Genomic DNA, 243 nt, shown 5'->3' with positions numbered 1-243 from the left:
ATGCTCTTCGGTTCCTGTCATCGCCTGATACAGCGCCAGATGGATCTCATAAGCGGGATCGACAGTGCGGCCAGTGATTTTGGTCATTGCCTGCCCAAAAGGCTGGAAATCGTTGGTGCGGGTTTGATCAACAAGAATGTTGCGATCGGCAAGGAACAGGATGCGTTTCTTGTGTCTGCCTTTCCATAACCGCCAGATAATCTGGAAGGCGGTGTAGGTTTTGCCGGGACCGGTTGCCATCAC

At 52.7% G+C, this 243-nt stretch carries 1 protein-coding gene; it reads right to left on the bottom strand.

Features of this window, described 5'->3' with window-relative positions; genetic code table 11:
* On the bottom strand, positions 1-243 hold a 243-nt coding region (locus tag SB756_RS34240), incomplete at both ends, for a DEAD/DEAH box helicase family protein (RefSeq protein WP_410913778.1).

The sequence above is a fragment of the Pseudomonas sp. SIMBA_068 genome (assembly GCF_046534705.1).
In the GTDB taxonomy this organism is placed as follows: domain Bacteria; phylum Pseudomonadota; class Gammaproteobacteria; order Pseudomonadales; family Pseudomonadaceae; genus Aquipseudomonas; species Aquipseudomonas putida.
The sequence above is the reverse complement of the archived record's forward strand: the minus strand, read 5'-3'. Positions and strand labels throughout refer to the sequence as shown.